The organism is Bacillus sp. JK62, assembly GCF_053663455.1.
The window spans coordinates 559,632-585,009 of sequence record NZ_JBSJQA010000006.1; the positions used below are offsets into that span (position 1 = coordinate 559,632).

26 protein-coding genes are annotated in these 25,378 nt (G+C 47.2%); all 26 read right to left on the minus strand.

The window, feature by feature from the left end; all coding sequences use genetic code 11:
- Nucleotides 1-8: 8 nt before the first annotated feature.
- Nucleotides 9-1,166 (minus strand): ADP-forming succinate--CoA ligase subunit beta, encoded by a 1,158-nt coding sequence (gene sucC, locus ACWJJ4_RS16050; RefSeq protein WP_003154283.1) that lies wholly within the window; start codon nucleotides 1,164-1,166, stop codon nucleotides 9-11.
- Between the two features lie 174 nt (nucleotides 1,167-1,340).
- The gene (locus ACWJJ4_RS16055) at nucleotides 1,341-1,622 is read right to left on the minus strand and encodes a FlhB-like flagellar biosynthesis protein (RefSeq protein ID WP_007409769.1); all 282 of its coding nucleotides are present in this window, start codon (nucleotides 1,620-1,622) and stop codon (nucleotides 1,341-1,343) included.
- Nucleotides 1,619-3,322 carry a glycosyl transferase gene (locus ACWJJ4_RS16060; RefSeq protein ID WP_454021808.1) on the minus strand — a complete coding sequence of 568 codons (1,704 nt, stop codon included), beginning with the start codon at nucleotides 3,320-3,322 and terminating at the stop codon, nucleotides 1,619-1,621. The genes ACWJJ4_RS16055 and ACWJJ4_RS16060 overlap by 4 nt, the downstream gene beginning before the upstream one ends.
- A gap of 16 nt (nucleotides 3,323-3,338) precedes the next feature.
- Nucleotides 3,339-4,106: a ribonuclease HII gene (locus tag ACWJJ4_RS16065; protein ID WP_094246942.1), complete on the minus strand. Its 768-nt coding sequence runs from the start codon at nucleotides 4,104-4,106 to the stop codon at nucleotides 3,339-3,341.
- Between the two features lie 72 nt (nucleotides 4,107-4,178).
- Nucleotides 4,179-5,027 (minus strand): ribosome biogenesis GTPase YlqF, encoded by an 849-nt coding sequence (gene ylqF / locus ACWJJ4_RS16070; RefSeq protein WP_070081818.1) that lies wholly within the window; start codon nucleotides 5,025-5,027, stop codon nucleotides 4,179-4,181.
- A gap of 142 nt (nucleotides 5,028-5,169) precedes the next feature.
- Nucleotides 5,170-5,517 carry a 50S ribosomal protein L19 gene (gene rplS / locus ACWJJ4_RS16075; RefSeq protein ID WP_003154288.1) on the minus strand — a complete coding sequence of 116 codons (348 nt, stop codon included), beginning with the start codon at nucleotides 5,515-5,517 and terminating at the stop codon, nucleotides 5,170-5,172.
- Between the two features lie 140 nt (nucleotides 5,518-5,657).
- Nucleotides 5,658-6,389 carry a tRNA (guanosine(37)-N1)-methyltransferase TrmD gene (trmD, locus tag ACWJJ4_RS16080; RefSeq protein WP_003154289.1) on the minus strand — a complete coding sequence of 244 codons (732 nt, stop codon included), beginning with the start codon at nucleotides 6,387-6,389 and terminating at the stop codon, nucleotides 5,658-5,660.
- The gene (gene rimM, locus ACWJJ4_RS16085) at nucleotides 6,386-6,910 is read right to left on the minus strand and encodes a ribosome maturation factor RimM (RefSeq protein WP_003154290.1); all 525 of its coding nucleotides are present in this window, start codon (nucleotides 6,908-6,910) and stop codon (nucleotides 6,386-6,388) included. Before rimM ends, trmD begins: the two co-directional genes overlap by 4 nt.
- Nucleotides 6,911-6,914: 4 nt before the next feature.
- The gene (locus ACWJJ4_RS16090; RefSeq protein ID WP_003154291.1) at nucleotides 6,915-7,301 is read right to left on the minus strand and encodes a YlqD family protein; all 387 of its coding nucleotides are present in this window, start codon (nucleotides 7,299-7,301) and stop codon (nucleotides 6,915-6,917) included.
- A 90-nt stretch (nucleotides 7,302-7,391) separates the two neighbouring features.
- Nucleotides 7,392-7,637, minus strand: coding sequence for a KH domain-containing protein (locus tag ACWJJ4_RS16095; protein ID WP_007611392.1), 246 nt, complete (start codon nucleotides 7,635-7,637; stop codon nucleotides 7,392-7,394).
- Complete coding sequence (gene rpsP / locus ACWJJ4_RS16100) at nucleotides 7,637-7,909, minus strand: 30S ribosomal protein S16 (protein WP_003154296.1); 273 nt, start codon at nucleotides 7,907-7,909, stop codon at nucleotides 7,637-7,639. The genes ACWJJ4_RS16095 and rpsP overlap by 1 nt, the downstream gene beginning before the upstream one ends.
- A 105-nt stretch (nucleotides 7,910-8,014) precedes the next feature.
- On the minus strand, nucleotides 8,015-9,355 hold the full coding sequence (gene ffh / locus ACWJJ4_RS16105) for a signal recognition particle protein (protein ID WP_014417759.1): 1,341 nt from the start codon (nucleotides 9,353-9,355) through the stop codon (nucleotides 8,015-8,017).
- 13 nt (nucleotides 9,356-9,368) lie between these two features.
- Nucleotides 9,369-9,701 (minus strand): putative DNA-binding protein, encoded by a 333-nt coding sequence (locus ACWJJ4_RS16110; RefSeq protein WP_003154299.1) that lies wholly within the window; start codon nucleotides 9,699-9,701, stop codon nucleotides 9,369-9,371.
- 121 nt (nucleotides 9,702-9,822) lie between these two features.
- Nucleotides 9,823-10,593: a phosphotransferase family protein gene (locus ACWJJ4_RS16115; protein WP_025851293.1), complete on the minus strand. Its 771-nt coding sequence runs from the start codon at nucleotides 10,591-10,593 to the stop codon at nucleotides 9,823-9,825.
- 84 nt (nucleotides 10,594-10,677) lie between these two features.
- Nucleotides 10,678-11,667, minus strand: a complete 990-nt coding sequence (gene ftsY, locus ACWJJ4_RS16120) for a signal recognition particle-docking protein FtsY (protein WP_003154301.1) — start codon at nucleotides 11,665-11,667, stop codon at nucleotides 10,678-10,680.
- Between the two features lie 19 nt (nucleotides 11,668-11,686).
- Nucleotides 11,687-15,247, minus strand: a complete 3,561-nt coding sequence (gene smc / locus ACWJJ4_RS16125; protein ID WP_454021809.1) for a chromosome segregation protein SMC — start codon at nucleotides 15,245-15,247, stop codon at nucleotides 11,687-11,689.
- A gap of 101 nt (nucleotides 15,248-15,348) precedes the next feature.
- Nucleotides 15,349-16,098, minus strand: a complete 750-nt coding sequence (gene rncS, locus ACWJJ4_RS16130; protein WP_003154303.1) for a ribonuclease III — start codon at nucleotides 16,096-16,098, stop codon at nucleotides 15,349-15,351.
- A gap of 138 nt (nucleotides 16,099-16,236) precedes the next feature.
- A complete protein-coding gene (gene acpP, locus ACWJJ4_RS16135) occupies nucleotides 16,237-16,470 on the minus strand; it encodes an acyl carrier protein (RefSeq protein WP_003154310.1) in 234 nt (77 codons plus the stop codon).
- An 84-nt stretch (nucleotides 16,471-16,554) separates the two neighbouring features.
- Nucleotides 16,555-17,295, minus strand: coding sequence for a 3-oxoacyl-[acyl-carrier-protein] reductase (gene fabG, locus ACWJJ4_RS16140; protein WP_003154312.1), 741 nt, complete (start codon nucleotides 17,293-17,295; stop codon nucleotides 16,555-16,557).
- Complete coding sequence (gene fabD, locus ACWJJ4_RS16145; RefSeq protein ID WP_003154316.1) at nucleotides 17,288-18,241, minus strand: ACP S-malonyltransferase; 954 nt, start codon at nucleotides 18,239-18,241, stop codon at nucleotides 17,288-17,290. The genes fabG and fabD overlap by 8 nt, the downstream gene beginning before the upstream one ends.
- 18 nt (nucleotides 18,242-18,259) lie before the next feature.
- A complete protein-coding gene (plsX, locus tag ACWJJ4_RS16150; RefSeq protein WP_003154319.1) occupies nucleotides 18,260-19,258 on the minus strand; it encodes a phosphate acyltransferase PlsX in 999 nt (332 codons plus the stop codon).
- A gap of 13 nt (nucleotides 19,259-19,271) precedes the next feature.
- Nucleotides 19,272-19,838 carry a transcription factor FapR gene (gene fapR / locus ACWJJ4_RS16155; RefSeq protein ID WP_003154320.1) on the minus strand — a complete coding sequence of 189 codons (567 nt, stop codon included), beginning with the start codon at nucleotides 19,836-19,838 and terminating at the stop codon, nucleotides 19,272-19,274.
- 106 nt (nucleotides 19,839-19,944) lie between these two features.
- Nucleotides 19,945-21,993, minus strand: a complete 2,049-nt coding sequence (gene recG / locus ACWJJ4_RS16160; protein WP_063636633.1) for an ATP-dependent DNA helicase RecG — start codon at nucleotides 21,991-21,993, stop codon at nucleotides 19,945-19,947.
- Complete coding sequence (sdaAA, locus tag ACWJJ4_RS16165; protein WP_003154324.1) at nucleotides 21,971-22,873, minus strand: L-serine ammonia-lyase, iron-sulfur-dependent, subunit alpha; 903 nt, start codon at nucleotides 22,871-22,873, stop codon at nucleotides 21,971-21,973. The genes recG and sdaAA overlap by 23 nt, the downstream gene beginning before the upstream one ends.
- A 20-nt stretch (nucleotides 22,874-22,893) precedes the next feature.
- A complete protein-coding gene (gene sdaAB, locus ACWJJ4_RS16170; protein ID WP_003154325.1) occupies nucleotides 22,894-23,556 on the minus strand; it encodes an L-serine ammonia-lyase, iron-sulfur-dependent subunit beta in 663 nt (220 codons plus the stop codon).
- A gap of 142 nt (nucleotides 23,557-23,698) precedes the next feature.
- A complete protein-coding gene (locus ACWJJ4_RS16175; RefSeq protein WP_070081813.1) occupies nucleotides 23,699-25,366 on the minus strand; it encodes a DAK2 domain-containing protein in 1,668 nt (555 codons plus the stop codon).
- Nucleotides 25,367-25,378: the final 12 nt, after the last annotated feature.

The window sequence follows — 25,378 nt, forward strand, 5'->3', positions numbered from 1 at the left end:
ATTCTTTCCTAAACTAAGGATACGATTTTCTGTGCGCCGTCTGCCATTGATTCCGCAGATGTGATGTTTAAGCCTGATTCATTCAGGATTTTCTTTCCTAAATCTACGTTTGTCCCTTCAAGGCGCACGACCAGCGGCAATGTCAATCCGACTTGTCTCGTCGCTTCAACAACACCCTCGGCGATGACATCACACTTCATGATGCCTCCGAAAATATTAACGAAAATTCCTTTTACGTTTTGATCGGAAAGAATGATTTTAAAAGCTTCCGTCACTTTTTCTGCGGTTGCGCCGCCCCCGACATCAAGGAAGTTTGCAGGTTCTCCGCCGTAGTGTTTAATGATATCCATTGTAGACATTGCAAGACCCGCGCCGTTTACCATACAGCCGATATTTCCATCAAGGGAAATGTAGCTTAAATCGTATTTTGACGCTTCGATTTCTTTCGGATCTTCTTCATCTAAATCTCTGTATTCCATAATGTCTTTTTGTCTGTATAACGCATTGCTGTCGAAGTTCAGCTTAGCATCCAGCGCCATGACGTTTCCGTCCCCCGTAACGACGAGAGGGTTGATCTCGGCGATGGAGCAGTCCTTCTCAACAAATGCTTTATATAAACCGAGCATAAATTTAGCGGCTTTGCCGACTAGCTCTTTCGGGATGTTAATTGCGAACGCAATTTCCCTTGCCTGATAGCCCTGAAGGCCGACAGCCGGATCAATTACCGCTTTTTTAATTTTTTCAGGTGTTTTTTCCGCTACTTCTTCAATCTCCGTTCCGCCTTCTTCAGACGCCATTAAAACGATTCTTGAAGTAGCGCGGTCAAGTACAAGCCCGACATAGTATTCCTTTTTAATATCGCAGCCTTCTTCAATAAGTAAGCGTTTTATTACTTGTCCGTCCGGACCCGTTTGATGTGTGACGAGCGTCTTGCCTAACAGTTCTTCGGCATACTCTTTCACTTCATCTTTTGTTTTTGCAATCTTTACCCCACCAGCTTTGCCGCGGCCGCCAGCATGGATTTGCGCCTTTACGACATAAACCGAGCTTGACAGGCTCTCTGCTTTTTCAACTGCTTCCTCTGCTGTAAAAGCCACTTTACCTTCAGGAACAGACACCCCGTATTTTCTGAGGACTTCTTTTCCCTGGTACTCATGGATATTCATTTCCCATCCTCCTAACTTATGTAGCAAAACTAAAAATAGACTGCGCTTTCATTCTATATAATACTGGAAGAATTGTCTAGGGTTCAAAACAAAATCTTTATATCCTTCCAAACATTCTAACTTTTATTTTATTGAAAATATAAATTTAAACGGAGTCCGGGAAATGAATGGTCCTTATTTTTCGTTTTTCAGGGTTTCGTCCAGTCTGTAAACAAATGAAAAAATTTCGGCAACGGTTTCATAGAGCGCCTCCGGTATCTGATCGTCAACCGTCAAATGGCGCATTAATTCGACAAGGGTTCTGTCTTCCTGAATGGGGACCCCAGCCTTCTCAGCTTCTTTTATAATATTTTCCGCCACATGCCCCCTGCCTGTTGCGACAACCTTCGGGGCTTGGTCTTTCTGCCGGTCGTAATGCAGGGCGACAGCTCTTCTTAACGGCGTTTGCTCTTTCATATTTTCACATCCACTTTTCTTCCGCCGTCTTTTTCTATAAACTCTTCCACAAGAGCGCTCTGGTCTTTCGGGCGCCGTTTTTTAGACGTGACGCCTGACAGGCTGAAGCCCGTTTCTTTTACGGCTTCTTTTAAAGCCGGTACGAGAGGGTCGATGGCTGCCTGAAGCTCAAAATCAGTCTCAACCGTAATGGTCATTACATTTTGCTGAATCATGCAGTCCACAACGGTTTCTTGCAGTGTTTCAAGATGCAGCAAAAACAGGAGCCTGCAATGTGACGGATCAAGTTTTCCGTCCGGCTTCTTCCGTCCTTTAAAGAGAACTGTGATGTCATTCTCATACGCGGACGCTCCCAGCGGAAATGACAGCACCATCTGCGTAAAAGAAGGGTTATGCTGCTCAATAAACAGCTGGCCGTTTAATTTATGAATAAGCGGTTCCGCCTCTTGTTTAACGGATTGGGGCGCTTCTTGAAGCGTCCGGACGGCTTGGAGGGCGGTTTTCAGCGCTTGTTTCTCCGGCTGCGGAGATACGCCTTTTTCAAGCGCTGTAATGAATGATAATTCATCACGCGTGCCCAATCCTTTTTTGATTTTCTGCAAAAGGCTTAATACATCATGTTTTTCCGCATATTTCAATTCGGTGAGCTGAACGGCTTTTTCGAAAACAGCCGCCTCCTGTTCTGTCAGATGTGCGTTTTGAAGAACAGGTGCTGTTTTAAATGTTTTTTCTTGAGAAATGAAAGCCTTAATGATCTCCGCCGTTACTTTTACAGGGCGGTTTTCAGTTTTTTCTGCCGATGTCATTAATTTCTCTATAATCTGTTTTGCCGTTTTTTCAGGAAGTTCCGGATCTGTCCGCGCACTCGGAGGAGAAGGTTGGCTTGAGACTGCCTTTCCGTTTTCACGAGTCTCCCGGACAAATGGTGATTGTTTTGATTCCGTCCGTTCTCCTTCATCCATCAGCCCGGTTTCTGAGATCGGCATGCGTGCAGCCCCGGCAAGCTTCTTCAAGAGACGTTCTGCATGAAGATCCGTTTCCGCGTTTAACACGTCAGAAACCGCCTCTTTGAGCACAGACAGCTCTTTTGCCGATTGCGGAGCCTGATTGATTGCCTGAAGCAGTCCTGAGAGGAGGCGACGGGTCGGAACCGGATATTTAACGGCATGAATGGCTGACAAGACTTCCGGATGTGCGGGCAGTTCCCGTTTCAGCGCAAATACGATTGTTTCCGCCGCTTTTTTCAATTCGGCGGCCGGAAGCGATTCAGCCCAGCGGATGCAGGCTTTGAGACTGTTTTCCGTCATCGGCAGCTTCTGCTGCATAAACGTTTCGGCAATCTGCAGAGACACAGGGCCCGGTTTGACGGAAAGTGCGTTTAACAGTCTACCCGCCGCTTCCTGAACGGTTTTCGGGCTTCCTTCGAATTGGTCGATGACATGAAGCCGGCCCGTTTTTTCCGCCGGCTGTTTGTCATAAGAAAACCAGTAATACGCCTGCGGTCGGAGGGCGGTTTCAAGCTTTCCCTGCATCGTCCGGCCGCCGATCTGGATAAGAGCGCTTTGATCGTCCAGCAAACGGAGAACCTTCCCTAACAGCAGCCTTTGAGCGCCGCTGTCTTTACCGCCGTCCTGCCGGTCCGGAGGGATTTCCGCCGTCAGCTGTCTGAAAGCCGCTTGGATTTCGCCGCTAATGTTCATGTCTTAAGCCTCTTTTCTAACAATAAGATTGAACGGGAGCGAACGTTTTTCGGTGAATAGTTGTCGGTCCGTATGCCTGAAGAGCTTCAAGATGTTCTTTCGTTCCGTAGCCTTTATTTTTTTCAAAGCCGTACATGGGGTAGGTTTTGGCGTACTCAGCCATGAGACGGTCCCGCGTTACTTTTGCTATGCAGGCTCCGGCGGCAATTGACACGCTTTTGGCATCCCCTTTTATAACTGATGACTGCGGAATGTCGAGCGGAAGGGTCATGGCATCAACAAGCAGATAATCAGGAGTTTCCGTTAAAGCATTGACGGCTTTTACCATCGCCAGTCTCGCGGCCTCATAAATGTTGATCCGGTCAATGACGTCCGCATGGACAATGCCGACTCCTACAGCCGCCGCTTCTTCCGTGATCCGGCTGTAATACTCCTCGAGCTTCTTTTCCGACAATTTCTTCGAGTCCGTGAGACCGAGAATCTCGCATTCTGCCGGCAAAATGACGGCGCCGGCGACAACCGGTCCGGCAAGCGGCCCTCTTCCGGCTTCGTCAACACCCGCAATCAGGCGGAAGCCCTTTTTGGATGACAGTCTTTCGTATGCCGTCATGTTCAGCCATTGCTCTTTAAGAGCTTTTTCCTTCGCGTGCTTTTTCAGCCATTGCTCTAAAAGCGTCTGTACGCTTTTTCTCGGGTCTTTCTCACATTGGGCAAGGAAGGGGTCGCTTTCGTCCCTGATCTCTTGCAGGCGTTCTTTTACGCTTTTTACGGTTAATGTATTCACGTTCTCTTCTCCCTTACATTATGTATATCGGTATTCTGCGGAAAAAATAAAGACCCGCATCGCTGCGCGTCTTTATTCTGATGGTGCTTCAAATGAAAGCCTGCCGAATTTTTCCGTACGGATGTCCCGAATGATGACTTCCGTTGTTTTATCATAGTCAACCATTCCGCCGCCCATCAAACAGCCGCGTTTTTCACCGATCGCGTCGAAAAGAGCGGCGATATCCTCAGGGATTTCCTGAAGTCCGTAGCGCTCCTTCAAACGGTCGGGATAATGCTCTTCCAGAAAGCGCAGCCCGAAAACAGCCACATCCTGCAGGTTGATAATCGTATCTTTAATCGCCCCGGTGATCGCCAGGCGCAAGCCGACAAGCTCATCTTCAAATTTAGGCCATAAAATTCCCGGTGTATCGAGCAGCTCTAATTCCTTGCCTACCTTTACCCACTGCTGTGAAGTGGTAATGCCGGGCCTGTCTCCCGTCTTGGCAATGTTTTTTTTGGCCAGCCGGTTAATGAGCGTAGACTTGCCGACATTCGGAATGCCGATGATTAATGCGCGGATTGCTCTCGGCCTAATGCCTTTTGCTTTCATTTTATCGAACTTATCCTTCAGCAGCTCTTTCGAGGACGGCACGATTTGATGCAGTCCCTGCCCGTTAACGGAGTTTATTGAAAGAGAGGGAATGCCCTGTTCCTGAAAGTGGTCCTTCCACTGGGCAGTCACAGCCGCATCCGCCTTATCGGCTTTATTTAAAAGCATAATGCGCGGCTTATTTTTTAAAATCTCCTCAATCATCGGATTTCTCGATGACATCGGGATTCTCGCATCCACCAATTCGTATACGATATCAATTAATTTCAGTTTTTCTGTTACTTCCCGTCTCGCTTTAGCCATATGGCCCGGGAACCATTGAATGGTCATGTGACTTCGACACCTGCCTTATTTACCGGAACCGGATGTTCCGATGATCTCTTATGTATTTTACGTTGCTTGTTCCGCTTTTACAAATTTCATATAAAAAAAGAGCCTGTTACGGGTAACAAGCTCTTTTCGTTCGTTATCATTATCGTCTGATTTCTTTAATACGAGCCGCTTTTCCGCGAAGTTCACGCAGGTAGTAAAGCTTAGCGCGACGTACTTTACCGTAACGTACAACTTCGATTTTCGCGATTTTTGGTGTGTGTACAGGGAATGTACGTTCAACGCCAACACCGTAAGAAATCTTACGAACTGTGAACGTTTCGCTGATTCCACCACCACGACGCTTGATCACAACACCTTCGAAGATCTGGATACGCTCACGGTTACCCTCAACAACTTTTACGTGTACACGTAAAGTGTCACCAGGACGGAACGCAGGAAGATCAGTGCGAAGCTGTTCTTTTGTGATATCTTGAATTAGTTTTTGCATCGTTTTCAACTCCTTCCAACAGATGCTCTTGGCCACAACTGCAAGGCACAGCGGAACATCGTTTTCAAGCTTCTGAAGGATAAGCCTCCTTAAGCCACAAGTAGTATCTTATCATATCTTCATCACCTGCGCAATAGAATCTATTCGTTTTCCCACTCGGAAATCCATTTTCTTTGCTCATCAGTGAGAGGATAGTTTTCAAGAAGATCCGGACGTCTTAAAAAGGTTCTTCTGATTGATTCTTTATTGCGCCATTCTTGTATTTTGGCATGGTTGCCGGACAGAAGGGTCTCAGGCACTTTTAAGCCTTTATAATCTGCTGGCCTCGTATAGTGCGGATGCTCTAAAAGCCCCGTGCTGAAGGAATCCTCCACGTGGGATGCTTCTTTTCCGAGGACGCCCGGCAAAAGCCTGACAACGCTGTCGGCAATCATCATGGCAGGGAGCTCTCCCCCGGTCAGCACAAAATCCCCGATGGAGATTTCATCAGTGACAAGATGTTCCCGGATCCGTTCATCATACCCTTCATAATGTCCGCAAATAAACATGAGATGTTCCTCTTCCGCCAGCTCCTCGGCTTTCTTCTGCGTATAACGCTCACCTTGCGGGCAGACGAGAATAATGCGCGGCTTGGCGTCCGTACCGGCTGTCAGCTTTTCAACCGCATCAAATACGGGCTGCGGCTTTAACACCATCCCGGCTCCCCCGCCGTACGGGTAATCATCAACCGTTTGGTGTTTATTATCCGAAAAAGCCCGGAAATTGATGACGTCAAAACGGACAGCCTCTTTTTCCTGTGCTTTTTGCAGAATGGATGAGCCGAGCACCCCTTGAAACATTTCGGGAAACAGTGTTAAAAAGTCGATTTTCATTCGTCTATTAACCCTTCCATTACATGAATCTTAATTTTCTTCTCATTTATATTAATATCCTTTACCACAGAAGCAATATACGGAATGAGCGCATCTTTTTTGCCTTTTCTTGCAACCACCCATACGTCATTAGCCCCGGGCGTCAAGATTTCCTTCACTGTGCCGATCAGTTCCCCGTCTTCTGACACAACCTCGCAGCCGATGATTTCATGAAAATAAAATTCATCTTCTTCAAGCTCTCCCAAGTCTTCTTCAGGGACTTTGATCACCATGTTTCTTAAGTGTTCGACTTCATTGAGACTCGGCATTTCTTTGAATTGCAGCAGGTGAAACTGCTTGTGAAGCCTGTGGGCGCTGACCGTTACTTTGATTGGCTCCGCAGCCCCTTCCGCAAACAAATAGAGCGTATTGCCGGGCTTGTACCGTTCTTCGGCGAAGTCCGTTTTAGAAATGACCCGCACTTCGCCTTTAATGCCGTGGGTATTTACAATTTTGCCTACATTAAACCATCTGTTTGTCATATTATCACCTCGGGCGGATTTCAATTACTACCCCGTCTTTTATGACGATGGTATTTGCCGCTGTTTTTTCATGCCAGTTATCACCGACATTGATTGAAAGCAGCGCATCGATCTCCTTTTCCTTCACTTCGCTTCCAAGCGGGAGCGACTCTGTCTGGCTTATTTGGAAATCGATCATTTTGATTTTGTCTTGTCTTTTTTCAATGGCTTTTTTAAAAGATTCTGCTACATCGGGATTCTGCTGATCTTTTTCATGTTTTCTAAGCTGAAAATAGAGCTGGCTGCATTCTCGTTCAAGCGTTTGCTTTTTTTCTGCAAAAGAGGCCAAAAGCTTTTCCTTGCTTTGCTCGGTCAGAACCTGCATAACGGTTACCCTGTGAATAATCTGCATAGGACCAGACTCCCCACTCTTCCAACATATTTCTGTTCATTTGCCTTTTTTACGTGTAAAAAAAGGGGAGGTGCCGGCCCTCTCCCTTTTTCAGTCAAATATTTCAAATTGAACTTTCTTAGAAGACTGTGCGCCAGCTGCAAAAACGACGGTTCGAATCGCTCTTGCAGTCCGGCCTTGCTTTCCGATAATCTTACCGGTATCTGACTTATTGACAGATAAGCGCAGCGCAATCTTTTGATCAGTCTCTTCCTTTGTGACCGTTATGTCTTCCGGATGGTCGACAAGCGGAGCCACAATGCTGACAATCAAATCTTCCAAGTTCTGATCAGTCATTACTTGCCTTGTTTAGCGTTGTGGAATTTTTCCATAATTCCTTGGCTTGAGAACAAGTTGCGGACTGTATCAGAAGGTTTAGCTCCTGTTTGAAGCCATTTAAGAGCAAGCTCTTCGTTGATTTTCACTTCAGCCGGCTTTGCAACCGGGTTGTATGTGCCGACTGTTTCGATGAAACGGCCGTCACGCGGTGAACGAGAATCTGCTACAACAATACGATAGAAAGGAGATTTTTTTGCTCCCATACGTTTTAAACGAATTTTTACTGCCATTTTACTAGCACCTCCGAAAATATTTCAACAAGATAGTATATTAACAATGATAAAAGTGTTTGTAAAGTGTTTTTTCTTAACAACGGTTTTATCATGTATAACCGATTACATAAAAGGTAATTTAAAGCCTTTTTTCTTCCCTTTTGACATGTTGGTCATCTGCTTCATCATTTTTTTCATTTCCTCAAACTGCTTTAAAAGACGGTTGACTTCCTGAACGGATGTTCCGCTTCCTTTGGCAATCCGCTTCCGCCGGCTGGCGTTAATAATATCCGGCTGTTCTTTTTCAAGAACAGTCATTGATTTAATGATCGCTTCCACATGATTCAGCTGTTTTTCATCGACTTGGATGTTTTTCAAGCCTTTCATTTTGCCTGCGCCGGGCATCATTTGCAGCAATTCGTCAAGAGGCCCCATGTTTCGGACCTGGCCGAGCTGCTCCAGAAAATCATCCAATGTGAAGCTCATCGTCCTCATTTTCTGCTCAAGCTCTTTGGCTTTGTCTTCATCAACGGTCGCCTGAGCTTTTTCAATCAGCGTCAGCACGTCACCCATTCCGAGAATCCGGGATGCCATCCGTTCAGGATGGAACGCTTCAAGAGCATCGAGCTTTTCTCCCATTCCGGCGAATTTAATCGGCGTTTCGGTGACCGCGCGGATAGAAAGCGCCGCACCTCCGCGGGTATCCCCGTCAAGCTTTGTTAAAATGACGCCCGTTAAACCGAGCTGGTCATTAAAGCTTTTGGCGACGTTTACCGCATCCTGACCGGTCATTGAGTCGACGACAAGGAAAATTTCCTCAGGATTTGCGACTTCCTTTACACCGGAGAGCTCATCCATCAGTTCATGATCGATGTGCAGCCGTCCGGCGGTATCTAAAATCACATAATCATGATGCTCTTCCTTCGCTTTTTCAATCGCCTGTCTGGCAATTTCCACCGGGCTGACCTGATCGCCAAGCGAAAAGACCGGCATATCAAGCTGTTTCCCCAGTGTTTCCAGCTGTTTAATCGCGGCGGGGCGGTAAATATCCGCAGCCACGAGCAGCGGTTTGCGGTTATGTTTTTTGCGCAGCAGGTTGGCAAGCTTCCCCGTGGTTGTCGTTTTACCGGCACCTTGGAGCCCGACCATCATAATAACGGTCGGCGGGCGTTTGGCGACGGCAATTTTGCTTTCTTCGCCGCCCATCAGCTCGGTAAGCTCTTCTTTTACGACTTTAATAACCTGCTGACCGGGTGTCAGACTCTGCATGACGTCCTGCCCGACAGCCCGTTCACTTACTTTTTTCACAAAATCCTTTACGACTTTAAAGTTAACGTCAGCCTCAAGAAGCGCAAGACGGACTTCACGCATCATCTCTTTTACGTCTTGTTCGCTGACTTTTCCTTTTCCGCGGATTTTTGAAATCGTCTTTTGCAGTCGGTCGGCTAATCCTTCAAATGCCATTGTTTGCCGCCTCCTAATCTAATTTCTCAAGCGCTTCAATCAGAGCCGTCATTTTTTCCTCTTCCTGCAAGCCGGAAGCAAGCTCTTTCAGCTTTGTAAACATTTCTTTACGCTCCTGAAACTTTTTAAAAAGGAGCAGTTTTTCTTCATATTGTTCAAGCATCGCTTCAGTCCGTTTGATGTTATCGTAAACGGCTTGCCTTGAAACGTCATACTCTTCGGCTATTTCACCAAGGGAGAAATCGTCCAGATAATAAAGCGACATATAGCTCTTTTGTTTTGACGTCAGCAACGACTGATAGAAGTCAAACAAATAGTTCATTCTCGTCGTTTTTTCGAGCGACATTTGAGCTCTCCCCTTTGTTAAGTCAAATCCCTTTACAAAAACTTAGTTTACATGGTTTCAGAGCGTGTGTCAAGTTTTTATCTTGTCAAAGCATGATGCTCTTTTTACATAATAAGTGTTTTCAAAAAAATTCATACAGACCGTCGTTAAAATACTCGAATTCTTGTTTTGATACACGATAGCGGCAATAGCCTTCGTAAAAAGCATTGAGGCATGATTCATTTGTGACAAAACGACTGATCGCTAATGATTCATCATAACGCGGATCTCCCGCCGATATTCCCGCAGCATCGATAAACAGATAGACCTCTCCGTCTCTCACCAGCACATTATCAGTCGTGCAGTCACCGTGAATCATTGTCTGCTGAACAGGAACAGGCCTGTACCTGTCCAATTCCTTCAATAGCTCTGCACTTCCTTCAGCTTGTCCTTTTTTGACATATTCCCCGGCTCGTTTGATTTGCAGATCGAGCCAGTCTGTTTCCGGCTGTAAACCAGAGACCATTTCGGTTTCATGCAGCCGCTGCAGAAACTGGCCGAAACTTTTGATCAGCTTTTTCTTTTCAGTATCCCCTTTGGCTTTTCTTAAAGCCGAAGTCAGGGTGATTCCATCCTCAAATGACATGATGATATGGCTGGCATGCTGTTCCTGTATCATCCCATAGTAAATAGGAACAGGCAGACGACGAGTTTCCGTCAGTTGTTGTAAAACGAAGGCTTCTCTCATTAACCATTCCCGATACTTCTGTTGAAAAGAACTTTTCAGCAAAAATGCGTCTTGACCGGTCACTATTTTTCGAACGGTTGAAGTGCCTCCCTGTTCATCCAGCAGCGACATATGGTTTATCGCACCGATCTTACTTTCCAATTCAGCTTTCAGCCATTTGTCCAACAACTGCCCCCTCCATTCCGATCTATCAATGCGTATAAAAAAAACGAGTATAAAACCGTCCATTTTATACTCGTTTTTTATTCATTAATCTTCGGCTTTTTCAACTAAATCCGAAAAGAGACCGTATACGTAAGATTCTGCATCAAACCGCTGGAGATCGTCAACCTTTTCTCCGAGGCCGACCAGTTTCACAGGGATGTGAAGCTCATTGCGGATCGCCAGGACGATACCGCCTTTTGCGGTGCCGTCAAGCTTCGTTAATGCGATACCCGTCACATTCGTCGCTTTGGAGAATTCTTTCGCCTGCGCCATCGCATTCTGGCCTGTCGTCGCGTCAAGCGCAAGGAGAACCTCATGCGGGGCCTCAGGCACTTCGCGTTCGATGACGCGTTTGACCTTTTCAAGCTCTTTCATTAAGTTAACTTTATTCTGAAGGCGGCCGGCCGTGTCACAAATCAGCACATCCGCTCCTCTTGCTTTAGCCGCGTGTACGGCATCATAAATAACCGCCGCAGGGTCGCTTCCGGCAGCCTGCTTAATGACAGGCACGCCTGTACGCTCTCCCCACACTTCAAGCTGTTCAATCGCCCCGGCTCTGAAGGTGTCTCCGGCAGCGAGCACAACGGATTTGCCTTCATTCTTCAGCTTATGGGCAAGTTTTCCGATCGTTGTCGTTTTTCCGACACCGTTTACCCCGACAAGCAGAATAACGTTCAGGCGCCCGTCCTGAATATTTAATTCAGAAATCTGTTCGTCGCCGCTGTTATAAATGTCGACAAGCTTTTCAGAAATGACGGACTGCACTTCCTGAGGATCCTGGATGTTTTTCAGCTTCACTTCTTTTTTGAGCTCATCAATCAGCTCCATGACGGTTGTAAAACCTACGTCAGCGCCAATCAGCACTTCCTCAAGCTCCTCGAAGAAATCCTCGTCGACTTTCCGGTAGCGGGAGACGAGTTCGTTCACTTTATTTGAGAAGGAATTTCTTGTTTTTTCAAGACCATCTTTAAATTTTTCAGAGACGGAGTCTGTCTGTTTCGTGATTTTCTCTTTTAATTTTTTAAAAAAGCTCATCTTTCAACCTCTTTCCTCGTTACTGAACGAATTCTTTTGTTTCTTCCAGTTTGACCGAAACCATTCGGGAAACGCCGGATTCCTGCATCGTAACACCGTAGAGGACATCCGCTTCTTCCATGGTGCCTTTTCTGTGGGTGATGACGATAAACTGGCTGTCGCCGCTGTATTTTTTTAAATATTGCGCAAACCTGAATACATTGGCTTCATCAAGCGCAGCTTCCACTTCATCAAGGACGCAGAACGGCACGGGCCTTACTTTCAGAATAGAGAATAAAAGGGCAATGGCAGTCAGCGCCCGTTCTCCCCCTGACAAAAGATTTAAGTTTTGCAGTTTTTTGCCCGGAGGCTGCGCGATAATGTCCACCCCGGAATTAAGAAGATCATTCGGATCAGTCAGCTTCAGTTCAGCCCGTCCTCCTCCGAATAAAGAACGGAACACATCGTTGAATTGAGAACGGATCTGGATAAACGTTTCATGGAATCGCTTCGTCATTTCAGAATCCATTTCTTCAATGACTTGAAACAGTGTGTTTTTCGCTTCCGTCAGGTCATTTTTCTGCTCTGTTAAAAACTGATACCGTTCGTTTACTCTTTCAAACTCATCGATGCTGCCGAGATTGACCGTTCCGAGCTCTTCAATTGAAAGCTTGATCAGTTTGACCCGTTTTCTCGCCTCTTCAGGCTCGAGTTCAAGCTGATATTGTTCTTTTGCCCCTTCAAAGGATAAGCTGTACTCCTCGCGTAAATACTGCAAGAGATTATCAAGCTCAACTTCCATCCGGCCGAGTTTTACCTCTTCATCTTTCAGAATGTCCGTTTTTTGCTTGTACAGACGCTTCATCTCTTTCAGCTCAAGCTCGTTCGTATCAAGCGCCCGCTGTAGCTTCACACGCTGATCGCGCCGGCTGGCGATCAATTCGATCGTTCTCGTTTTATCGTGAAGCTTATGATGGGCTGCTTCTTCAAGCTGCTCCTCACCGCTTGTGCTGGACGTCATCTCTGAGGTCAGGAGGCTTAAATCTTCCCGTGTTTCTTTCAGAGCGAGCTGCGTTTCTTCAAGCTCTTTTTTCAGCCTTTTGAGGTTGTCTTCCTCACTCGAGCACGCCTGTTCTTTTTTCGCAGCGGCCACTTTACATTCCGTCAGTTCATGAGAGAGCGTTTCTTTTGTTGAGGATAGGGTCTGCTTTTGTTTTGTCAGCCTTTCCATCTCTTCCTCAAGCTCTTTCAGCTGGCCGGATGCCTCACTCAGCTGTTCTTCCAGAGCTGATTTGCGCGTTTCTTTTTCCCGGCTGCTTTCCGTCAGTGATGCTTTCTCCTGGTCGTAAAGCTCCAGATGGGTATTGATGTTCTTTTCAGCAACTTCGAGTTCATACAGCCTGCCTTTTACATCCTGCTGCTTTGTTCTGAAAGCTTCACCGTCTTCACGGAGGCCGCTCAGCGTATGTTCAAGCTCTTGAATGGCCTGCTTCAGCGCTTTGACCTCTTTTTCGAGCAGAGCTGTTTTTTCTTCCATTTCGGCAAGCCGCACAGTCACCGTCTCAAGCTCGCGGCTTCTGCCGAGCAGAGAATTGTTTTTCTTTTTGACCGCGCCGCCTGTCATTGATCCGCCTGGATTGACGACATCGCCCTCAAGCGTCACGATGCGGTAGCGGTGCCCGAGAAGCTTGGCCAGTTCATTCGCGCCTTTTAAATCTTCAGTGATCAGCACGGTGCCGAGAAGGTTTTGAATGACATTCCGATACGCCGCATCATATGTGACAAGCCCGCTCGCTGTGCCGAGGAAAGACGGATGCTTTGAAGCCGTCTGTTCATCACGGGTTTGGAGCTGGCGCGGTTTCATAACCGTAAGCGGCAGGAACGTCGCGCGGCCGAAGGAATTCTGTTTTAAATATTGAATCGCTTTCCGCGCCGCCTGCTCATCGTCTGTGACAACGTGCTGCGCCGCTGCGCCGAGTGCAATCTCGATCGCCGTCTCATATTTTTGTTCGGTGGCAATCAGTTCGAGAACGGCGCCGCGGATGCCGCCGAGCTGCTCTTTCTGCTTCAGCACTTCTTTTACGCCTTGGTAAAATCCTGAAAAATCGCCTTGCATCGTTTCAAGCATATCTTTTTTGGATCTGGCCTGCTGGACGAATTGATATGCCTGATACAGCGCTGATTCTTTCTTTTCATACTGGCGTTTTTTCTGTTCATATGCTGTCTGGACTTCGCGAAAGCGGACGACCTGATTGTGAATATCCTCTTCAACGGCGGCCAATTCTTCTTCGCACGCCGCTTTGCGGACTGCAATATCGTTACGTTCTTCAAGGTATTTTTCATTGTTTGCGGTCAGTCTCGCCTGCTGGACCGCAGATTGGGACATCTGGTCATCTAAAAGCTGCAGCTCGTTGCGAATCGACGCCTGACTGTTTAACAATTCAAAGTAATCGCTTTTTAATTGTTCGATTTTCTCTTCTACATTTTCATTATGCAGACTGAGAGCCTGCTGTTTTTCTTTCACCTGGGCGTTTAACCGCTTCACTTCCGCACGAAGTTTATCATAGACGGCAGACTGTTTTTCAATGTCCGCTTTCAGTTCGGCTTCTTTGTTCGTGTAATGTGTAACGGATTCCTCTAGCTGTTCCCGGTTTTGAGCGGCGTTTTTTTTGCGCTCTTTCAGCACTTCTTTCCGGCCTTCCAGCTTTTCCAGCTCTTCACTTGTCACGAGCAGAACCTGCTGCAGTTCGTTGATGGATTCATCAAGCGCGTGGATTTTATCTCTCGTCTCTTCTATCATCGCTTCTTTTGCGGACAGAGCCGATGATTCCGCCAATTCTTCTTCTTTAGCAGCCTGCACCTTGTCTTTTAAACCCGACCATCTGCCATGCAGTTGTTCGATGTCAAAGGCGGTAAGGGCAATTTCGACATGCTCAAGCTCTTTCTTTTTTTCTAAGTAGTCTTTGGCGATTGATGCCTGGATTTTCAGCGGTTCGACCTGATCTTCAAGCTCGTGGAGAATATCTTCCACCCTGTTTAAGTTATCCTGCGTCTCAAACAGTTTGTTTTCCGCTTTTTTCTTTCGTGTTTTATATTTCAGCACGCCGGCCGCTTCTTCAAAAATACTGCGGCGGTCTTCCGCTTTGCTGCTGAGAATCTCTTCGACTTTCCCCTGGCTGATAATAGAGAATGCTTCTTTTCCAAGCCCGGAGTCCATAAATAAGTCAATGATGTCTTTCAGGCGGCACTGCTGATTGTTGATGAGAAATTCACTTTCTCCGGAACGGTACACCCGTCTCGTCACGCTGACTTCATGATAATCGATCGGGAGAAATTGATCTTCATTATCAAGCGTTAACGTGACTTCGGCAAGGTTCAGCCGCTTGCGCGAATCACTTCCCGCAAAAATGATATCTTCCATTTTTCCGCCCCGAAGCGAGCGGGCCGATTGTTCGCCGAGCACCCAGCGGATGGCTTCGGTAATGTTGCTCTTTCCGCTGCCGTTCGGACCGACAACGGCCGTGACGCCTTTTACAAAGTCAACGGATATCCGTTCTGCAAATGATTTAAATCCTATAACGTCTAAACGTTTGAGGAACATCCCAGATCCTCCTTATCGTATAAGTATCTCAATATTATCATAATCACCCGCTTATATCAGGCGCAGACATACTGAAATCCCCCTAGGGATACAGGGGGATTTTATTGTTTCGTATGATGTTTTTGCAATTTTGCAAGAGCTTCCTGTGCCGCATGCTGCTCGGCTTCTTTTTTGGAACGTCCGTTCCCGATGCCGAGCGCCTCACCTTTAAGAGAGACCAGCGCCTCGAATTCCCGGTTGTGGGCAGGCCCTTTTTCATTGAGAATTTTGTACTCAAGCGATCCTTTTCCGTCCCGCTGTACAAATTCTTGAAGCTGGCTTTTGAAATCCATCACATGAGAAAAAGCACCATCGTTTATTTTAGGGAACACGTACTCTTTCAGGAATTGCTGAACCGGCTCAAGGCCCTGATCCAGATACAGTGCGCCGATAAACGCTTCAAACACATCCGCTAAAAGCGCAGGACGCTTTCTGCCGCCCGTCATTTCTTCTCCTTTTCCCAAGAGAACAAGATCGCCGAATGACAATTCGTGGGCAAGTGAGACGAGTGACGGCTCGCATACGATAGCGGCTCTCAGCTTCGTCAAATCTCCTTCACTCATGGCCGGATATTTGGCAAATAAGAATTGGGAGATCGTCAGTTCCAAAACAGCGTCACCTAAAAATTCAAGCCTTTCGTTGTCTTCATACGGCTTTTTCCGATGCTCATTCACATAAGATGAATGTGTAAATGCTTGATACAAAAGTTTCTCGTTTTGAAAATGAACCGAAATCCGTTCTTGGAACTCTTTAAATTGCTCTATTTTTTTATAGAACTTTTTTTTATCTTTAAAATGTGAGTGTTTTGACATAGTAACCTCCATAGGCACATCAGGTTCACCGCGCTCCCCGCCGTAAACGGAATCAGCAGCGCGTACAGCGTCAGACGCCGGTAACCGAACGATTAAAGGGCTAAAGCCCCGCTGTCAGGCGGGACTTTTAGCATCAGCTTATTGCTGGTTTTGTATGTAGTTCACAGCGTCGCCGACTGTTGCGATCTTTTCAGCATCTTCGTCAGAAATCTCCATATCAAACTCGTCTTCAAGTTCCATAACAAGCTCAACTACATCTAGGGAATCAGCACCTAAGTCTTCCTTGAAAGAAGCTTCAAGTTTGACGTCAGCTTCATCAACGCCAAGGCGGTCTACGATGATTTTCGTTACACGCTCTAATGTATCTGCCATAGCAATTCACCTCCCCTCAAGTATTATAGAGGATTCGTTTTTAAAAAACTAGAGAAACTAGGATGAAATTTTAAAAACAAATCTTTACATCACCATTCCGCCGTCAATATGAAGGGTTTGGCCCGTCATATAACGCGATCCTTCAGAAGCAAGGAACGTAACAACGCTGCTGATATCGGAAGGATCACCGAAACGCGCGAGCGGAATCTGCTTCAGCATTTCATCTTGGACTTCTTTAGAAAGCTTGTCCGTCATATCCGTGGAAATAAAGCCCGGAGCAATGGCATTGACCGTAATATTTCGGCTCGCAAGCTCTTTGGCTGATGACTTCGTTAAGCCGATCACACCGGCTTTTGCCGCCACATAGTTTGCCTGGCCGGGGTTTCCGCTGACGCCGACGATTGATGATACGTTGATAATCCGGCCGGAGCGCTGTTTCATCATCTGTCTTGTAACGGCTTTCGTGCAGTTGAATACACCTTTTAAGTTAATGTTAATGACATCATCCCATTCATTTTCTTTCATTCTCATCAGAAGATTGTCTTTTGTGATCCCCGCATTGTTCACGAGAATGTCGATTGAAGAAAATGCAGCGACAGCCTCTTTCATCATGTTTTGTACTTCTTCGGAATTTGATACATCGGCTTTTACGGCGATCGCGTTTCGGCCCAAAGATTTGATCTCATCTACGACTTCGTTCGCTTTCGCTTCATTCCCGGAGTAGTTGACTACTACATTACAGCCGTTTTTCGCAAGATCAAGCGCGATCGCCCGACCGATTCCGCGGGACGCTCCCGTTACCACTGCTGTTTTTTCATTAAGCATCCTGATTCTCCTCCTTCAGCGTTTGAATCGCCAGTTCGATGGTTTCATGGTCAGAAACCGAGATTGTTTTAAGGCGGCGGTTCACTTTTTTCACAAGGCCTGAAAGCACTTTTCCGGGCCCGATTTCAACAAACGTCGTGACGCCTTCGTCAATCAGTTTGTTAATGGTTTCTTCAAAGCGAACAGGCGAATACAGCTGTTCGATCAGTTTTTTCTTGATATCGTCTTTTTCTGTCATAACGTCAGCCGAAACGTTTGAAATCACGGGAACAGCCGCATTTTTTAACTCACAGGCGCTGAGCACCTCCTCGAGTTTTTGCGCTGCCGGCTTCATTAATTCAGAATGGAACGGTCCGCTTACTTCTAATGGGATCGCCCGTTTTGCTCCGTTGTTTTTCGCTTCCTCTGAAGCCAGCTCCACGCCTTTTGCCGTTCCGGAAATGACGATCTGGCCGGGGCAGTTCAGGTTTGCAAGCTGTACGAGATGACCGTTTTCCGTCACTTGATCCGTCACCTTTTTCAAGGACTCCGCATCCATTCCGAGAATAGCTGCCATGGCGCCTTCTCCGGCCGGCACGGCTTCATTCATGAATTCTCCCCGTTTTCTTACCGTGTAAACGGCATCTTTAAATGTCATCGCTCCCGCCGCAACAAGCGCCGAATATTCTCCGAGGCTGTGGCCGGCGGTGAAATCAGGGGTGATGCCTGATTCTTTAAACTTTTCCAATACGGCGATGCTCGTTGTCAACAGCGCGGGCTGCGCATTGTATGTAAGGGTCAATTCTTCAGCGTCACCTTCAAAAATGAGCGAGCTCAGCTTTGTTTCAAGCGTTTCATCCGCTTCATCAAAAATACGTTTTGACGCTTCTTCGCGTTCGTACAGGTCTTTTCCCATACCGATATATTGTGATCCCTGTCCGGGAAATAAAAATGCAATCTTACTCATGATGCGGTAACCTCCAGACTACTCATCTGTTTTTTCTTCTTTTACTTCTTCTTCTATAAATGCGGCCACGTTTTGGCTGACCATTTCTCTCGCCTGGCGCAACGCATGGTAAACAGCGCGTGCGTCAGAAGAGCCGTGCGCTTTAATGACGGGCGCTTTCAAACCGAAAAGACTCGCCCCGCCGTACTCAGAATAGTCCATTTTCAGTTTCATTTCCATCAGCTTCGGCTTCAGCACTCCCGCTGCGAGCTTAGAAACAAAACTTGAAGTCAGTGTATCTTTCAGCATTTTGAAAATCGATAACGCTGAACCTTCCAATGTTTTCAACGTGACGTTGCCCGTAAAGCCGTCTGTGACGATGACGTCAGCAGCGCCTTCGAGCAAGTCTCTCGCCTCAACGTTTCCGACAAAATTCACGTTTGTTTCTTTTAATAATTCAAACGTCTTTTTTGTCAGGTCATTTCCTTTCTTTTCTTCCGTGCCGACATTTAACAAGCCGACGCGGGGCGAGCTGATTCCGAGAACCTGCCGGGCATATACAGATCCCATAATTCCGTACTGGACGAGATGCTCCGGTTTGGCATCGACATTGGCTCCCACGTCCAAAAGAAGGAAACCGTCGCCTGAAACGGTCGGAAGCGTCGGCGCAAGCGCAGGCCGGTCGATTCCTTTAATTCTGCCGACAATAAACAGTCCCGCTGTCATGAGTGCGCCTGTATTCCCCGCTGAGATGCAGGCGTCCGCTCTGTTTTCAGCCACTTCCTGCGCCATCAGCACCATAGAAGAGTTTTTCTTTCTGCGTACGGCGCGGACCGGTTCATCAGTCGGTTCAATCACTTCATCGGCGTGCAACACAGTGATGCGGTCTGATGTTGTTGGCAAGTGTGATTCTATTGTTGTCTTGTCACCGACCAGCGTAATATGAAGATCGTCAAATGCCTCAATACTCTTCATTACTCCGTCAATAACAGCTTTGGGTGCGTTGTCGCCTCCCATTGCATCTACAGCTATTCTCATGCATGCTCCACCTTTATGATTGTTTTGAACGGTACATGTCAAAGCTGCCGGAGAACACGACTTCTTCTCCCACATAGCTGTTGACTTCAACTACCGTTCTGCCTTTTTCTTTTTCGACTGCCGTCACTTTGGCTTTCGCAACGACGCGCTCGCCTTCTTTCACCTGTCTTGTAAAGCGGATATTTGCGCTTGCGGTCAGCGCCAGCTCATCATCAATGACGGCTACGGCGAGTGAGTTCGCCTGCGCGAACAAATGATGCCCCCGCGCAATTTGATTGCGGCTGAAGACATGTTCGCGTCTTACTTCTAATATGGAAATGGCCTGGCCGTCAAGCTCCAGATCAATGATTTCACCGATCACTTCGTCTAAAGACAATGATTTCACTTCATCATCAAGCGTTTGTTCTGCCACGTTTTTAATTCTTTCCCTCAGCTCCGGTATTGAGAGCTCTAAGCGGTCTAAACGGATCGTCTGAATGCTGACGCCGAATTTCCCCGCTAATTCTTCATCTGTGATGAAGGGTGTCGATTTGATCGTCTGCTGCAATAATTTTTGGCGTTCTTTCTTGCTTCTTCTCATCTGTAAACACCATCCGGACAATTAAGACTAGGTACTAATAGTAGTATATAATCTCATAGATTGGAATGCAATGATTGTTTTTTGAAAGCCGCCGAATTTTACAGAATCAGCTTAATTTCTCCCCTTCTAGGACGCCGCTTGAAAGTAATTGACCGCGCAGCATGCGGTATTCGTCATCTTTCCAAAAAGCCTCTGAAGACACCAGGTTGGCCGCATCCTGGCGGGCCGTTTCCAAAGCTCTGTAGTCATGAACCATATCCGCCACCTTGAACTCGGGCATACCGCTCTGTTTTTTTCCGAAGAAATCACCGGGGCCGCGCAGTTCAAGGTCCTTTTCAGACAGCTCGAAGCCGTCGTTTGTCTCTGACATGATTCTCATCCGTTCCTTCCCGGTTTCGGATTTCGGATCGGCCATCAAGATGCAGAAAGATTGGTGGTCTCCCCGCCCGACCCGGCCGCGTAGCTGATGGAGCTGAGATAATCCGAAACGGTCGGCGTCATAGATGACCATAATCGTCGCATTCGGCACGTTCACCCCGACTTCTACGACGGTTGTTGACACAAGTACCTGACATTGATTGGCGCTGAATTCTCTCATCACCTGATCTTTTTCATCAGAATGGAGCTTCCCGTGCATCAGGCCGACATTCCATTTACCGCGGTAAACGTCAGACAGCATGTTATATACGTCAATCGCATTCTGTACATCCAGTTTATCCGACTCTTCAATGAGCGGGCAGATAATATAGGCTTGCCTTCCCTGCTTCAGCTCTTTTTCTATAAAAGCCAAAATCCGCTCCAGCATGTCGTGTTTCACCCAATACGTTTCGATTTGTTTTCGCCCCGCGGGCATTTCATCTATCACGGAAACATCCATTTCTCCGAAGACAGTAATGGCCAACGTTCTCGGAATCGGGGTGGCTGTCATAAACAGCACATCCGGATCCTGACCTTTATTCTTGAGTTTTTTGCGCTGTTCGACCCCGAACCGGTGCTGCTCGTCCGTAATAACAAGACTCAGCGCTTTGAATTCCACTTCATCCTGGATTAAAGCATGGGTCCCTACTAAAATATCAATCTCTCCGAGAGCAAGCCGCTCCAAAAGCTCCCTGCGCCGCTTTCCTTTTACAGAACTCGTCAAAAGCGCGATATTTACATCTTCATTTGCAAACAACGATACGAGAGAATCTGCATGCTGTTCGGCCAGAATTTCAGTCGGCACCATTAATGCCCCCTGATACCCCGACAGAATCGCAGCGTACAAAGCGATGGCGGCGACGGCCGTTTTCCCTGAACCGACATCACCTTGCAGCAGACGGTTCATTCGGTAAGGGGATGTCATATCAGCGGTAATTTCCCGAAGCACGCGCGTCTGTGCGGTCGTGAGCGAAAACGGCAGGCTGTCTGTGAAAGCGGCGAGCTTTTCAGCAGGAAACACATGGCTGATGCCTTTTGACTGTTCCCTTTCCGCTTTACGGAACGCCTGCATTTTCAGCTGAAATAATAAGAATTCCTCGTAAACAAACCGGCGTCTTGCCTGCTGTAACGATTCCCTCGTTTCAGGCTGATGCATCGTCTGCAGGGCATGTTTGTAATCAGGCAGCTTATAGCGGATTCTCAATTTTTCAGGAAGCGGATCGGCTGCACTGTCCAAATGATGCTGCAGCGCTTCCTTAATAAACCGTCTCATCATTTTTACGGTGACGTTTTCTTTAACGGAATAAACAGGCTCAATGCTTTTATCTTCTTGATGAGGACCAGTTTTTAATTCCTGCACGGAAACGGTCTGTCTGTGTTTATCCCATTTCCCGGATATCGTGACGACAGAACCTAACGTCAGTTTCTTTTTTAAGTAGGGACGGTTAAAGCAGACCGCGGTAATTAAATAATTGCCGACAAGCACCCTGAATGTCAGCCTGTTTCGTTTTTTGCCGTAATAGGTAAGAGAAGGTTCTGAATGAACCTTCCCTTCTACCGTCACTCTTTCTTCATGTTTTACTTCTTCTAAATCCCTCAGCTCATAGTCGTCATAACGGTAAGGGAAATAATTCAGAAGATCAGAAATGTCATAGATACCAAGTTCGTGCAATGTTTTTTCTGTTTCCGGCCCAATGCCCTTAATTTCCGCTATACTAGTTTGCTGATGGTGTGTCACTTGATTTCAGCGCTCCTCCGAAAATTTTTTTCTCTAATTCTCTTCCCGTCGGTGTCGCAGCTAAACCGCCTTGTCCCGTTTCACGCAGTGCTGTCGGCATCGTCTGGCCGATTTTGTACATCGCGTCAATCACCTCATCGCAAGGAATACGGCTTGTAATCCCGGCCAGCGCCATATCCGCCGCGATCATCGCGTTGGATGCTCCCATTGCGTTTCGTTTGACACACGGCACTTCTACCAATCCGGCGACCGGGTCACATACGAGACCGAGCATATTTTTCAGTGTAATCGCCATTGCTTCCGCTGATTGCTGAGGCGTTCCGCCCGCCATTTCCACAATCGCAGCCGCTGCCATGCCTGATGCTGACCCGACTTCCGCCTGACAGCCTCCTGCCGCTCCTGAAATACTCGCATTATTTGCTACGACAAAACCGAACGCGCCGGCTGTAAACAGAAAACGGATCATTTGTTCTGTCGTAGGGTTCAGCTTATGCTTTACGGCGAATAACGTTCCCGGCACAACCCCGGCAGAGCCGGCGGTCGGTGTAGCGCAGATCGTTCCCATCGCCGCATTGACTTCATTTGTCGCCACAGCTTTAGAAACGGCGTCTAAAATCAGATTGCCCGACAGGCTTCTTCCCGATTGGATGTATGCCTGAAGTTTCACGGCATCTCCGCCTGTTAAACCGGTCTGACTCGTGACGCCCTTCAGCCCTTTTTCAACAGCTGCTTCCATGACGGAGAGATTGCGCTCCATTCCTTGAAAGATTTCTTCCCGTGTTTTTTGCGTCACTTCCATCTCTTGGGTGATCATCACTTCCGAAATCGGAATTTGTTTTTCTTGAGTGATTTCTATTAATTCTTTTACATTACGAAACATGTCATTTTCCTCCTGACTTTTTAGTCAGCTATCTTAGTAACCTGTATAATATTAGGAAGTGTTGAAAGTTCGTCAAGCACTTCTTCTTCAATATTCTGATCGACCTCAATCGTCATCAGCGCAAGCTGGCCGACGTCCTTACGCGCCACTTCCATATGCCCGACGTTGATGGAGAATTTCGCAAGCACATTGGCAACGCCTGCAATCGTGCCGAATTTATCATTATGAACGACTAAAATAGCCGGGTGGTTTCCGGAAAGTCGCAGCTCAAAGCCGTTGAGCTCCGTGATTTCTATTTTTCCGCCGCCGATGGAAATACCGGTAAGGGCTAGCTCTCCCTCATCATCAGAAATGACGATACGCGCCGTATTCGGATGAACGGGCACGGCATCCTCTGTACGGAACTCTACATATATGCCCTTCTCTTCCGCAATTTGAATCGCTGTTTTAATCCGTTCATCAAATGTATCAAAATCAAGCAGGCCGCCGATAATCGCGACATCAGTGCCGTGACCCTTATACGTTTCTGCAAATGATCCGTAAAAAGACACAACGATCCGGCGGGGCTCCCGCCTGAATAAGCTTCTGGCCACTCTGCCGATCCGGGCGGCGCCTGCGGTATGTGAACTGGACGGACCGATCATGACCGGGCCGATAATATCAAAAACGCTTCTATACTTCATGCTGGTTTGCTCCTCCTTAACATCACTTCATTCAGCGCTTTTCTTTAGACTAATTGAACATTTCTCAATTGGCAAGCAGGCACACTGCCGCACTGCCGCAGGTAAATAAAGGCATAAGAATAGAAGGGCCTGATAAGCCCTTCTATTCTGCCGCAAATATATATGGATACAGAGGCTGTCTGCCGTTATGGATTTCAACCTCGATATCTTCACAGACGCTAGCAATATACTCAGCGAGTTTCTCAGCTTCTTCTTCCGGCGCGTCCTCTCCGTACAGGATGGTGACGATTTCATCTTCTTCCCCGATCATTTCATCCAGCAGCAATTTCGCCGCACTTATCCGATCTTCGGCGCTGCCGATAATTGAACTGTTTAAAATGCCGATAAAATCACCTTTTTTAATATCTTTGCCGTCAATATGGGTGTCTCTGACTGAATATGTCACCTGGCCGCTTTTCACATTCCGGATGGCCTCAAGCATATTGGCTTCATTTACATCAGCCGGCTGGTCAGGGTTAAACGCAAGCAGGGCGGTCATGCCTTGAGGGACCGTTTTTGCCGGAATGACAATGACATTTTCTTCAGCCACGCTCGCCGCCTGATTGGCAGCCATCACAATATTGGAATTGTTCGGAAGAATGAAAACCGTCTCCGCATTGACAGACTGAACGGCTTCAACAATATCTTCCGTGCTCGGATTCATTGTCTGGCCGCCTTCGATTACGTGTGAAGCGCCGATGCTCGTAAACAATTCAGAAATGCCCTCTCCCATTGCCACAGTCACGATGCCAAAAGGCTTACGGGCTTCTTTCATAACGCCGGCCGGCTTTTTTTCATCATGTTCTTGGCTGATGATTGAAGTATGCTGTTCCCTCATGTTTTCAATTTTAATTTTAATCAAATCGCCGTAACGCTGTGCGAGATTGAGTACGTTCCCTGGTTCTTCGGCATGAATATGAACTTTCGCCAGCGTATCATCAGCCACGACCAGCAATGAATCGCCGAAACGGCTCAGTTCGTTTCTGAACGCCTCTTCCTTGAACGTCCGTTTATCTTGATCCAGCCTCACCATCACTTCCGTACAAAATCCGAATTCAATGTCTTCTGTACTCAGCATGCTCTGCGCGCTTTTATGATGCTCGGCATTCACCATATCATCGAGTGCCGGAAGAACCGCTTTTTTCGGTACGGCCTCTCCTTTTAAAGCAGCCAAAAAGCCTTCATATACACAAAGCAGACCTTTTCCGCCGCTGTCAACGACACCGACGTCCTTTAAAACAGGAAGCAGATCCGGCGTGCGGTTGAGCGACGCTTCCGCTTCTTCAATAACGGCCTCCATGACCGAAATAATATCGGTTTCTTCTTTGGCCGAGGCGACCGCTTTTTTAGCCGCATCCTTGGCCACGGTTAAAATCGTTCCTTCAACCGGTTTCATAACCGCCTTATATGCCATATCCACTCCCGCTTGGAGTGCTGCGGCAAACTCTCGGGCATCTATTTGGTTTTTGTTTTCAATGCTCTTTGTGAAACCTCTGAACAATTGGGACAAGATCACCCCTGAGTTTCCTCTCGCTCCCATAAGCAGGCCTTTTGACAGGGCGATGCCGACTTTGCCGATGTCGGGTGAGTCAATGTGCTCTACCTCTCTTGCACCGGATGACATCGATAAATTCATATTTGTTCCGGTATCGCCGTCAGGCACGGGAAACACGTTCAGCGCATCCACCGCGGATGCGTTTTGAGACAATGTCTCAGCCCCCGCCAGAATCATTGCCGCAAAAGCTCTCCCATCTAAGTTTCGTCTAGACAATACTCATCCTCC

Excerpts from the sequence above, each read along its gene's own strand:
- sucC (WP_003154283.1), bottom strand. The coding sequence starts at position 1,166 with ATGAATATCCATGAGTACCAGGGAAAAGAAGTCCTCAGAAAATACGGG.
- ACWJJ4_RS16055 (WP_007409769.1), bottom strand. The coding sequence starts at position 1,622 with ATGAAAGAGCAAACGCCGTTAAGAAGAGCTGTCGCCCTGCATTACGAC.
- ACWJJ4_RS16060 (WP_454021808.1), bottom strand. The coding sequence starts at position 3,322 with ATGAACATTAGCGGCGAAATCCAAGCGGCTTTCAGACAGCTGACGGCG.
- ylqF (WP_070081818.1), bottom strand. The coding sequence starts at position 5,027 with ATGACCATTCAATGGTTCCCGGGCCATATGGCTAAAGCGAGACGGGAA.
- rplS (WP_003154288.1), bottom strand. The coding sequence starts at position 5,517 with ATGCAAAAACTAATTCAAGATATCACAAAAGAACAGCTTCGCACTGAT.
- trmD (WP_003154289.1), bottom strand. The coding sequence starts at position 6,389 with ATGAAAATCGACTTTTTAACACTGTTTCCCGAAATGTTTCAAGGGGTG.
- rimM (WP_003154290.1), bottom strand. The coding sequence starts at position 6,910 with ATGACAAACAGATGGTTTAATGTAGGCAAAATTGTAAATACCCACGGC.
- ACWJJ4_RS16090 (WP_003154291.1), bottom strand. The coding sequence starts at position 7,301 with ATGCAGATTATTCACAGGGTAACCGTTATGCAGGTTCTGACCGAGCAA.
- ACWJJ4_RS16095 (WP_007611392.1), bottom strand. The coding sequence starts at position 7,637 with ATGACTGATCAGAACTTGGAAGATTTGATTGTCAGCATTGTGGCTCCG.
- rpsP (WP_003154296.1), bottom strand. The coding sequence starts at position 7,909 with ATGGCAGTAAAAATTCGTTTAAAACGTATGGGAGCAAAAAAATCTCCT.
- ffh (WP_014417759.1), bottom strand. The coding sequence starts at position 9,355 with ATGGCATTTGAAGGATTAGCCGACCGACTGCAAAAGACGATTTCAAAA.
- ACWJJ4_RS16110 (WP_003154299.1), bottom strand. The coding sequence starts at position 9,701 with ATGTCGCTCGAAAAAACGACGAGAATGAACTATTTGTTTGACTTCTAT.
- ftsY (WP_003154301.1), bottom strand. The coding sequence starts at position 11,667 with ATGAGCTTTTTTAAAAAATTAAAAGAGAAAATCACGAAACAGACAGAC.
- smc (WP_454021809.1), bottom strand. The coding sequence starts at position 15,247 with ATGTTCCTCAAACGTTTAGACGTTATAGGATTTAAATCATTTGCAGAA.
- rncS (WP_003154303.1), bottom strand. The coding sequence starts at position 16,098 with ATGTCAAAACACTCACATTTTAAAGATAAAAAAAAGTTCTATAAAAAA.
- acpP (WP_003154310.1), bottom strand. The coding sequence starts at position 16,470 with ATGGCAGATACATTAGAGCGTGTAACGAAAATCATCGTAGACCGCCTT.
- fabG (WP_003154312.1), bottom strand. The coding sequence starts at position 17,295 with ATGCTTAATGAAAAAACAGCAGTGGTAACGGGAGCGTCCCGCGGAATC.
- fabD (WP_003154316.1), bottom strand. The coding sequence starts at position 18,241 with ATGAGTAAGATTGCATTTTTATTTCCCGGACAGGGATCACAATATATC.
- plsX (WP_003154319.1), bottom strand. The coding sequence starts at position 19,258 with ATGAGAATAGCTGTAGATGCAATGGGAGGCGACAACGCACCCAAAGCT.
- fapR (WP_003154320.1), bottom strand. The coding sequence starts at position 19,838 with ATGAGAAGAAGCAAGAAAGAACGCCAAAAATTATTGCAGCAGACGATC.
- sdaAA (WP_003154324.1), bottom strand. The coding sequence starts at position 22,873 with ATGTTTCGTAATGTAAAAGAATTAATAGAAATCACTCAAGAAAAACAA.
- sdaAB (WP_003154325.1), bottom strand. The coding sequence starts at position 23,556 with ATGAAGTATAGAAGCGTTTTTGATATTATCGGCCCGGTCATGATCGGT.